Source organism: Cryobacterium sp. TMB3-10 (assembly GCF_004402305.1).
In the GTDB taxonomy this organism is placed as follows: Bacteria; Actinomycetota; Actinomycetes; order Actinomycetales; family Microbacteriaceae; genus Cryobacterium; species Cryobacterium zongtaii.
This window is the reverse complement of the sequence record NZ_SOGH01000012.1, coordinates 158959-168746: the sequence shown is the minus strand read 5'-3', so window position 1 is coordinate 168746 and position 9788 is coordinate 158959. Positions and strand designations below refer to the sequence as shown.

Annotated in this window: 8 protein-coding genes and 1 pseudogene; 3 read left to right on the top strand and 6 right to left on the bottom strand. The window is 67.7% G+C overall.

What is annotated here, in order from left to right:
* From E3T22_RS05555 to galU, 3 genes and pseudogenes are all read right to left on the bottom strand, one after another.
* Positions 1 to 583 (bottom strand): annotated as a pseudogene (locus tag E3T22_RS05555) (hypothetical protein); the annotation flags it as partial.
* Between the two features lie 54 nt (positions 584 to 637).
* Entirely contained in the window at positions 638 to 1297 is a 660-nt protein-coding gene (locus E3T22_RS05550; RefSeq protein WP_134479864.1) for a GNAT family N-acetyltransferase, read from the bottom strand.
* A 78-nt stretch (positions 1298 to 1375) separates the two neighbouring features.
* Entirely contained in the window at positions 1376 to 2269 is an 894-nt protein-coding gene (gene galU / locus E3T22_RS05545; RefSeq protein WP_088456999.1) for a UTP--glucose-1-phosphate uridylyltransferase GalU, read from the bottom strand.
* A 51-nt stretch (positions 2270 to 2320) separates the two neighbouring features.
* On the opposite strand from galU, the gene E3T22_RS05540 reads away from it, so the two are divergent.
* The 3 genes from E3T22_RS05540 to mscL are packed head-to-tail and all read left to right on the top strand — an operon-like array spanning position 2321 to position 3855.
* Positions 2321 to 2899, top strand: a complete 579-nt coding sequence (locus E3T22_RS05540; protein ID WP_103432297.1) for a 5-formyltetrahydrofolate cyclo-ligase — start codon at positions 2321 to 2323, stop codon at positions 2897 to 2899.
* A 57-nt stretch (positions 2900 to 2956) separates the two neighbouring features.
* Entirely contained in the window at positions 2957 to 3322 is a 366-nt protein-coding gene (locus E3T22_RS05535; RefSeq protein WP_088457001.1) for an FmdB family zinc ribbon protein, read from the top strand.
* Positions 3323 to 3369: 47 nt separating this feature from the next.
* Positions 3370 to 3855, top strand: a complete 486-nt coding sequence (mscL, locus tag E3T22_RS05530) for a large conductance mechanosensitive channel protein MscL (protein WP_134479866.1) — start codon at positions 3370 to 3372, stop codon at positions 3853 to 3855.
* A 415-nt stretch (positions 3856 to 4270) separates the two neighbouring features.
* On the opposite strand, the gene E3T22_RS05525 is transcribed toward mscL, so the two are convergent.
* The 3 genes from E3T22_RS05525 to E3T22_RS05515 form a co-directional block, all read right to left on the bottom strand.
* Positions 4271 to 4813, bottom strand: a complete 543-nt coding sequence (locus tag E3T22_RS05525) for a hypothetical protein (protein WP_134479868.1) — start codon at positions 4811 to 4813, stop codon at positions 4271 to 4273.
* An 841-nt stretch (positions 4814 to 5654) separates the two neighbouring features.
* Complete coding sequence (locus E3T22_RS05520) at positions 5655 to 5972, bottom strand: hypothetical protein (RefSeq protein ID WP_241983601.1); 318 nt, start codon at positions 5970 to 5972, stop codon at positions 5655 to 5657.
* A complete protein-coding gene (locus tag E3T22_RS05515) occupies positions 5965 to 9723 on the bottom strand; it encodes an ATP-binding protein (RefSeq protein ID WP_134408134.1) in 3759 nt (1252 codons plus the stop codon). The genes E3T22_RS05520 and E3T22_RS05515 overlap by 8 nt, the downstream gene beginning before the upstream one ends.
* Positions 9724 to 9788: the final 65 nt, after the last annotated feature.

Here is a 9788-nt window from a genome sequence, read left to right as displayed (position 1 = left end):
GGCCGGCGGCAGCGGCGTCGGCATCCGCTGCAGCGCGCGGGGCGCGGGCGGAGCGGCTGACGGTGGCGAGCCGGCCGAGGGTGGCGACGGCGGTCGCTACGGCGACCAGGCCGCCGGCCAGGAGCGTCCACACGCCCGCTGAGAGCATGGTGGCGCCCACCACGGTGAACACCAGGCCGATGAGCAGCAGCAGGGTGGAGAGGGCACGCATGGTGCGCAGGCGTTTGGCCTTGCCGGCCGGGGTGAGCGCTTTGGGTCGGGCGGCGGCGGCACGCAGTACCGCGGCGCGCCGGGCGGCCGTGGCGGCATCGCCGGCGGCCTTCGAGGCAATCCGGGCGTCTTCCTCGGCCTGGGCGAGGAGTTTGCGTTGAGCGGACACTCCGCGTGCGTTTGTTTCCACGCGTACCTCCTGGGGAATTTCCGACGTCTCGGCGAGGATCCGCAGGGTCTGCTGCAGACGCACGGCATTGCGTTCGGTGGCGAGATATTGCCGGCGTCTCGCCCATGTCGGCATGAGATACGTCACCCAGAGCGCGGCGGCAACGGCCACCATCACTCCCCCACCCAGGACTTCGCTACTCATGCTCCCTAACGTATGAGTCGCGGGGCCTTCCGTGCCTGATTACCGGGGGGTGTGTCACTTGTCGGCCACCTCGAGTGGATGCGCGGCGGCGGCCGTGTCGAACTCGTTCACGGACGCCAGACCCGGCGGCACCAGGCCGTCCTGCCAGCGGCGCAGCACGCCACCGCGCACCTCCTCGGCCACCATGCCGAACGCGAAGTGGTCGCGCCAGGCGCCGTTGATGTGGATGAACCGGCGGCGCAGACCCTCGTACCGGAAGCCGAGCTTCTCGACGACCCTCAACGACGGCGCGTTCTCCGGCCGGATGCAGATCTCCATCCGGTGCAGGCCGAGTTGGCTGAAGCAGTAGTCGGTGGCCAGGGCCACCGCGATCGGGGTGATCGACCGGCCCGCGAACTTCTCGCCGACCCAGTAGCCGATCGACGCGCTGGAGAGCGACCCCCAGGTGATCGACGACACGTTCAGCTGGCCGGCCAGTTCGCCGTTGTACTCGACCAGGAACGGCAATCCGCTGCCGGTGCGTGAGTGCGCGAGCAGGCTGCGAATGCTGGCCCGGGTGTCGAAGGACATCGGCGCGTACGGGTTGGTGGCCTCCCAGGTGCGCAGCCAAGACCGGTTCTCCATCAGCTCACGCTCGAGGGCCCTGGCGTCACGTAACCGGATCGGGCGCAGGGTCACGGCCCCCTCACGGAGCGTAGGAATCGCGGTCGGCACGATGAACCCGTCTACTTGGGGGCCGAAGCCCGATGATGACCGAATCTTAGTCCGGTGCCGACCTGATCAACCTGCACGCTACTCGAGAGTGGAGGTGAACTCCTTGAGCCAGGGGCGCAGTTCCACGCCGAGGTCGTCGCGGTCGACGGCCAGCTGGATGATCGCCTTGATGTAGTCGAGCCGGTCGCCGGTGTCGTAGCGGCGGCCGCGGAAGATGACGCCGTAGACGCCGCCGGTGGTCTCGGGGTTGACGGCCATCTCCTGCAAGGCGTCGGTGAGCTGGATCTCGTTGCCCTTGCCCGGCTTGGTGTGCTCGAGCACGTCGAAGACCTCGGGGCGCAGCACGTACCGGCCGATGATGGCCAGGTTCGACGGGGCATCCTCTGCTGCCGGCTTCTCGACCAGACCGGTGATGCGCACCACGTCGGGATCGTCGGTCTTCTCAATCGCGGCCGCACCGTACAGGTGGATCTGCGACGGGTCGACCTCGAGCAGGGCCACGACGCTGGTGTTGCGGGTGACCTGCTCGGAAAGCATCTTGTCCAGCAGCGGGTCGCGGGCGTCGATGATGTCGTCACCGAGCAGCACGGCGAACGGTTCGCGGCCCACGTGCATCTTGGCGCGGAGCACCGCGTGGCCGAGGCCCAGCGGGTCACCCTGGCGCACGTAGTGCATGTCGGCGAGGTCGGTGGACTCGTTCACCTTGGCCAGGCGGTCGCGGTCACCCTTCTGGATGAGCACCGCCTCGAGCTCGGTGACCCGGTCGAAATGGTTCTCCAGAGCGTTCTTGTTGCGGCCGGTGATCATGAGCACATCGGTCAGGCCGGCGGCCACGGCCTCTTCCACCACATACTGGATGGCAGGCTTGTCGACGACCGGCAGCATTTCCTTGGGCATCGCCTTGGTTGCCGGCAGAAACCGGGTTCCCATACCGGCAGCGGGAATAACGGCCTTTGTAATGTGAGTAACCATGGCATTAGGTTAGCGGCAACCTGTATTGGTTACGCACCTAGGATGACTTGTATGGATTCTGACATCGAGCACCGCAAGCGGGCGCTCCGCGCAGACCTCCGGGAGCGCCGCCACAACATGCCCGCAGCCGAGCGCGAAGCCGCCACCGCGGGGTTCACCGAGAACCTGCAGAGCATCGTCACCGACCTGTCCGCCCGGTCGATCACCTGCTATCTCTCCAGCCCCACCGAGCCGAACACCCGCCCGTTCGTCAACTGGGCCGAAGCCAGGGGCATCCGGGTGCTGTTCCCGGTGTCGCGGGACGACGGCCTGCTCGACTGGACCGTCGGCGAGGAGGAGACCGAGGTGCAGGGCCTCTCGGGTGCCCCGGAACCCCAGGGCGAGCTGCTCGGCCCGATCGCGATCAACGACGTTGACCTGATCATCGTGCCCGCGGCGGCCATCGACAAGACCGGTCTGCGGATGGGGTGGGGCCGCGGCTACTTCGACAAGACCCTCGGGTCGATGGAGAAATGCCCGCCGGTGTACGCCGTGGTCTACGACAATGAATATGTCGACGATGTTCCCCGGGAGGTGCACGACCAGCCGGTGAACGGCCTCGTCACTCCCACTCGCATCGTCGTCTTCTAGACTTTCCCCTTCCGGCACCTGCCGGTCAGCTCCGCACACCCGAACCGAAAAGACGCAGTGCCTACCTATTCATACCGTTGCACCGAGTGCGACACCGCCTTCGACATCCAGCAGGCGTTCACCGACAACACGCTCACGGAGTGCCCCGCCTGCGGCGGCAAGCTGCGCAAGGTCTACTCGTCGATCGGCGTGAGCTTCACAGGCTCCGGCTTCTACCGCAACGACTCGCGCGCCGAGTCCGGCGGTAAGTCGTCGCTCTCCGCCGAGAAGGGCGCCAAGAAGACGGACTCCTCGTCTGAATCGTCCTCGGCCAAGCCGGCCGAGAAGAGCAGCACCCCGGCCGCGTCGACCAGCGGGTCGTCCTCGAGCGGCTCGGGCTCCTCGTCCGGCTCGACGCCCACGGCGGCGCCGAAGGCGTCCTGACCCCTCTCCTCAATTCCTCGCAGTACCGCACCAGAAAGATCCCCGCCATGATCAACGGTTTCAAAGAATTCATCATGCGCGGCAACGTCATCGAACTGGCCGTAGCCGTCGTGATCGGTGCCGCATTCACCGGCCTGGTCAACGCGATCGTCACGGGGATCTTCAACCCGCTGATCGCCGCGATCTTCAACGCGGACACCCTGAAGAACTCCCTGACGGTTCCGCTGGGCGATGCCGAGCTGTCCTTCGGCCTGGTTCTCGCGGCGTTGATCCAGTTCCTCCTGGTCGCGGCCGTGGTGTACTTCGCGTTCGTGATGCCGCTCAACAAGCTCAAGGAGAACCAGGCACGTCGCCGTCAGGCCGGAGTGCCGCTGGACCCGAAGAAGAACCCCGTCACCGACCTCGACCTGCTCACCGAGATCCGCGACCTGCTCGCCGCGCAGAGCGGTACCGTCCTTCCAGTTGCGGCGACGGATGTCCCCGCACCGTTTGCTGCGTCGACCGAGTCCGAGGGCGCCAAGCACACCCTCTAGCCTGAGACCCACCCGGCAGCCGTCACTCCGGTTGCGCCCCCTGGTGCACTCGCAAGCAGTTCGTTGAACATGGCGGTGACGGCGTTCCCCTCTTGATCGAGGAGGCCGGAGTCCCGCAGTGCGTCGACGGCCTTGACACGTTTGGCGTCGGCCAGGTCCGCAGGGGTGACGAGTACCGCGGCAGCCCAGACAGCTCTGCGGTCAGGGTCAGCGAGAGCGCTATGACTCGGCGCCTGTCATTCGTTATGCGCGAATTGTGTCGCCCGGCATCACCCGGCACAAATCAGCGGAAGCGCCCGGGCGCCGTTCCCTTGCGGTCCCTGTTCCTGATCGGCAGCCGCTCCCCCATTTCGCGTGCCGATGGAGGTCCGGCGTTGAACAGTGCTGCCTCATCTTTTCGCCACTTCGGAGTTGCTCACTGCGCTTCAATATCGGTTTGTGGCGTCGCGACAGTGAAATTAAACGACTGAGCCTGCGGCGGCGCGGTCGTGTATACCTCCAGCGTGAGGTAATACCGCCCGCGGGTGTATTGGCGCTCAAAGCTATCCTTTCCCGCAGCCCATTCAGTATCCCGGTTTCGCACCCAGCCCTGTTCCGTAAGCCAAGGCTCCAGATCATCAGCCAACTCGGTCGGCGTGCGAGGGCCATCGGGAAGAAGGACGACCCAATTGACCCAATCATACGATCCCGGCAATTTTTTATCAGAATGGTATATCTGCCAAGGTCCTCCACTGAGTTCAACAGAGATGCTCTCAACCTCGGCGGAGGGGATCTGAGCAACGATATCCTCGCTCCAGTCACGGGCTTGGTCAATGAATCCTTTCAGTTCAATTTCCTCCGCCGCCGCCACTTCTGCCTTATGCGCCTCGGACATTGCACACCCGGACAACAAACACACCACGACCCCAGTCGTGATGACCGCCAAAACGGTCCGAATATTGAGTTGCATCATTTCCACCCCAGATATGCTCACCAATATAATCATCGTGCTAGCGACAGCTTGGCACAGGCTCTGTGACCGGCAGCGAATCCCGTAGACGCTTACCTCTTCGGATGAGCTCTCATGGTTCGTTTCTTCCGCAGGACAATGACAATCGCTCCCGCGATGACGAGCAGGCCACCCACGGCGCGGTAAGACCCGTTCCATCACGGCGATGGTGTGCGTTCGTGAGTAGAAGTCGCTCTCGGCCTCGACGGGTGGGACCTAGCCGATCTCGCCATGGAGACGCCGGTAGTTGAACCAGTCGATGTACTCGGCGACCGCGATCTCGAAATCGTCGATGCCCGCCAAGGCCCGCCGTTGCGGATGAGTTCGGCTTTGAAGAGGGAGTTGAACGCTTCGGCCATCGCGTTGTCGTGGCTGTCGCCCTTGGAGCCGACGGAGGCGACGGCCTCGGCTTCCGCGAGGCGTTCGGTGTAGCGGGTCGCCCGTTACTGCACGCCGCGGTCGGAGTGATGGATGAGCTGGGACGAGTCCCGGCCCGCGCGCCGGCGGGTCCACATGCCCATCGTGCTGCCTCGGCCGCTTCCGTAGGGCCTAAGCACACCCTCTAGACCCCGCCGCGGGATGCATAACTCCTGCAGAATCCCGGTGCCGAGTTGCGCTGCCGCGTGATCGCGGCATCCGTTGCCCGTCATGATGGGAATTGCAGGAGTTGCGCGGCCGGGCGCGACGGCGCGACTCATGCCCGGGAGAAACACGCCGAGATGACAGTTGAGGCCCCTTGAGTGCTCACACACCGGCCCCAACTGGTTTCTCGCGCTTGGGGTGCTCGGGGCTGCGGGGCTGACGGGAGCCGCTACCAGTGCGGGGGCTTGTCCTGGCGCAGGCGGGCGTCGTTCGCGCTCGTGGAGGAGCCGTCGCCGGCGGTCTGGCCGCCCTCCTCGCGGGAGGGCGGTTCCGGGCTGGTGTCGGTGTCCGGCGCTGGCGTCAGTCGGGCCCGGCGGGCTCCGGCCGACTTGACCACCGACTGACGCGGTACCGCGGCGTCGGCGGATGCCGCGGATACGGCCGTGCCATCGGGCGCAGCAATCAGGTCTGGTGTGGCCGCCGCGTCAGGCCGGGACGCCCGACCAGACCCGGTCGCCGGGCCTAACCCCGCGTCCGGGTCAGGCACGATGCGCCGGACCATCCGACCCTTCGGTCGGCGCGACGCCCGTGATGCCCGCGAGGGCGGCGACGCGGGCGGCGACGGCATCCGGGTTGCTGAACAGTTCAAAGCTGTGCACGCGCAGGTAGTGCCAGCCCAGGCGGCGCAGCACCTCGGGGCGCAGCCGCAGGGACTCGCGCAGGCTGGCCCGGTTGACCACGGCGTCGGTCTCCACGACCACGGCGCGGCCGGCGTGCGAGGCCGCCAGCGCCAGCTTGCCGCGGTGCCCGAGGGAGACGGTGAGCCCCTTGCGTTCCAGGCGGCGGCCCAGGTCGACGAGCATGGCCTCGCGGGCATCCGGCACGGCCACCTCGTTGCGGCGGGCTTCGGTCTCGGTGAGCACCTGCGACAGGGCCAGGATGCCGTGCCGTTGCCGGTCGGCGTCGATGTCGATCGGTCGGAAGCAGGAGACGATGTCCATGGCCCGGCGGGCGCGGGTCATGCCGATCGCGAGCAGGCGTTCGCCGCCGGGTTCGCCGAGCGAGCCGAAGTTGCTCAGCAGCCGTCCGTGCGGGGTGCGGCCGTAGCCGATCGAGAAGATCACCCGGTCGCGGCTCTGCGCCACGGCCTGCTCGAGCGTGAGCACCGTGAACGGTTCGGCACGGTCCTTGAGGATGAAGTCGCTCAGGTCGGTGCGCTTGGAGAACGCCGCCAGCACGGCCTGGTGCACCCGCACGGCGTGGCGGGCGCTGGCGGTGATGACCATGAGGGATTCGCGGGGCCGCTTGACGGCATGGTCCATGACCAGGTCGACGACCTTCGCCACCTCGGCGTCAACGCTCTCCACCGCGCCGCTGTCGACGTCGGGCATGCCGTGGCCGCCCTTGACGTAGTTGAGGGTGAGGCTGCCGTGGCCGAGGAAGCTGCCCGCCCAGGGCAGCGAGTCGATGCGGCCGCCGTAGAAGCGGTGGTTGACCAGTTCGGCGAGGTCCTCGCCGCCGGCCCGGTAACTGCGGGTCAGGGTGAGGGTGGGCAGCAGTTCACCCAGCCGGGCCAGCGCGGAGTCGGCGTGCAGGGCGTCGACGTTGGTCTCCTGCGGGCTCGGCACATCGGAGGGTTCGACGATGCCGGTCTCGAAGCCGGACGGCGTCTGGGTGACCGGGTCGCCGAAGGCCACGACCTGCTTGGCGCGGCGGATGGCGCCGACGTTCTCGGCGAGGGTGGTGGCGCCGGCGTCGACGAGGAGCACGGCGTCGAAGGTCATTCTGTCGTCGAGTGCGGCGACCTCGTACGGCGAGGCCAGCCAGACCGGGGCGAGCACCCGGCCCAGGTGCGGGGAGACCTCGTTGATGCGGGCCGGGGTGGCGCGGTCGGCGCGCAGCAGCCGGCGCAGCTGGTCGGCTTCGTCGGGCCAGTCGACCACACCGATCTTCCAGGTCTCGGCGAGCAGCCAGGCCAGGATCTGCCCGGTGGTGGAGGCGTGCGCCTCGTCGACGAGCTTGAAGTCGGCTTCGAGCCTGTCGAGCACCTGGGTGTTGGCGTTGAGCAGGGCCTTGTCGCCGCCCAACATCACCTCGAGCACGGACTGCCACCAGGCAAGTTCGAGCTCGGCGGCGACATCCTTCTCGGACACGTGGCGCTGGGACAGGTCGGTCATCAGCGGGTCGAGGTTGTGCTCGCGCAGGGTGGCGAGCAGGGCGGTGCGCTCGTGCAGGTTGGCGAGCACCTCACTCTCGGCGGCCAGTCCGGTCATCGTGGAGACGAGTTCACGCAGCGGCCGCGAGACCAGCTGACGCGGGGTCCCGGTGTTGCCCAGCGGCACGTCGAGCTTGCCGAGGTCCTCCGCGACGCGCTGATAGGCGACGTGCACGTCGTTGATACCGACCGGCACCTCCGGGGTCACGCCGGCGGCGGCGTAGCGCTGCCACAGGGTGCGCTGCTGCTGGATGCGCCGCAGGCTCTCGTTCATGTCACTCACGTGCACGCCCGGTCGCAGGTACTCGTCGGCGAGCTTGCGCAGCCGGCGCCGGTTGGCGCTGGTCATCTCGGGTGAGTCGCGGCGGGCGGAGGTGGCGGCGATCAGTTCGGTGAGGGAGCGGTCGAACACGGCGGGCTGGAACTTGTCCAGCGTCTCGCGGATGTCCAGCAGCAGGCGCAGGTAGATGCCCAGCTCGTGCACGGTCTCGAACGGGCGCAACCGGGTCTGGCCGATGAGGTGTCCGGCGCGTTCCAGCAGCCGGGGCAGGTCGGTCTTGCTCAGCCGCTTGGCCAGCTCGTGGGATGCGCCGGCGTCGGCGGTGGAAGTGAAGGAGGCTCCGTACCAGGGCGAGTCGCCGGGGCCGTAGCGGAACTGGCCGAGGACGGCGGCCTTGATCAGGATCGCGGCGGCGCTGGCCCGGTCGTGGGCGAGACGCTCCAGGGCGACCCTGTCGAGCCGGGCGGTCGTCGACGGCGGTGCCGGCAGCTGGGCAAGCCTGGCGAGCTCACCGAGGGCGTCGAGCACCGACACGCCGAGCGCGGCATCCTTACGGGTGAGCGCCGACCTGTAGTCCAGCAGCACCTTGCGCAGACGCACGAGGGCGTCGTCGACGTCGCCGACGCGCGGCTGGGTGCTCTTCTCGTTGCGGGTGATCGACTGGATCAGGTCGCGGCGCAGCGTGCGCGGGGTGACGGCGACGCCGGGCAGACCCACCTGCACGAGGCGGTGGGCGATGCCGTCGAGGCTGGAGCGGCGGGCGCTGACCACGAGTACACGCTTGTGCTGGGCGATGAGCGAGCCGATGGCGTTGACGATGGTCTGGGTGCCACCGGTGCCGGGCAGGGTCTTCACGACGAGGGAGTTGCCGGCGCTGATCTGGGCGACGACGTTCTCCTGCTCGGCGTCGGCATCCAGCAGCAGCGTGTCGGTGCCGGGCGGGCGCACGTCTTGAGCGATCGGCAGCACCGGGTTGTAGGCCATTTCGATGGCGCGCTTGGCGGTGGGGTTGCCGGCGACGGCGTCGAGCACCGGATGGGTGAGCTTCTGCGCGTCGGTGGCCATGGCCCGGCCGACGTCGGCGAAGGACGACGCCACCAGGCGGGGCACCACGTTGAACCAGGGCAGGTGCGAGGTGAGGCCCCGCAGCCGGTCGATCACCGGTTGCGGTTTGAACGCTCCGTTGGTCACGGCGAGCGCCACGAACGCGTCGGCGTCGAGGGTGATCTGGAACTGGTCGTGCAACGCCCGCGCCAGTTCGGGGTTGAGGAACGGTGCTCCCTTGAGCTTGAGCTCGAAGTCTCGACCGTAGCGGCGGATGGCCAGGGGGCGCAGCAGCACCGGTGCGGTGAAGTCCACGTCGCCGTAGCGCCACTGGGCCAGCCCGATCGCGAGGTGCACCGATTCGATGCCCCGCATCGACCGCAGCTCGATGCCCTTCTGGGTGATCTCGTTGGCGGCCAGGCGGGCGTTGCGTAGCGCCAGCTCGTCGCGGATGAGGTTGGAGAGCAGGGTGGTCTTGCCGGTGATGAACTGCGGCAGACCGCCGGGGTGGGTGGCGGACAGCTCGATGCGGGAGCGCGGGCTGTCACCGAAGTGCAGCAGCGGCGAGTGGCCGCCGACGGCGGCGAGTTCGTCACGCCAGCGTTGCCAGGTGGGTTCGGCGATGTTCCCGGCGACCAGCGCCGGGTCTCCCAGGCTCACCGAGTCCGGGGAGGTCGCGAGACGCGAGTCGGCAGACGGCGCGTCGGAGTAATCCGACGCGAAGTCGTCATCTTCTGGTTTTCTATCGAGGCGCCACACACCCACACCCTATTTCTCCACCGGCCGGTTCTCGGTTAGGCCACCCGGTTATTTCCCGCATTCGC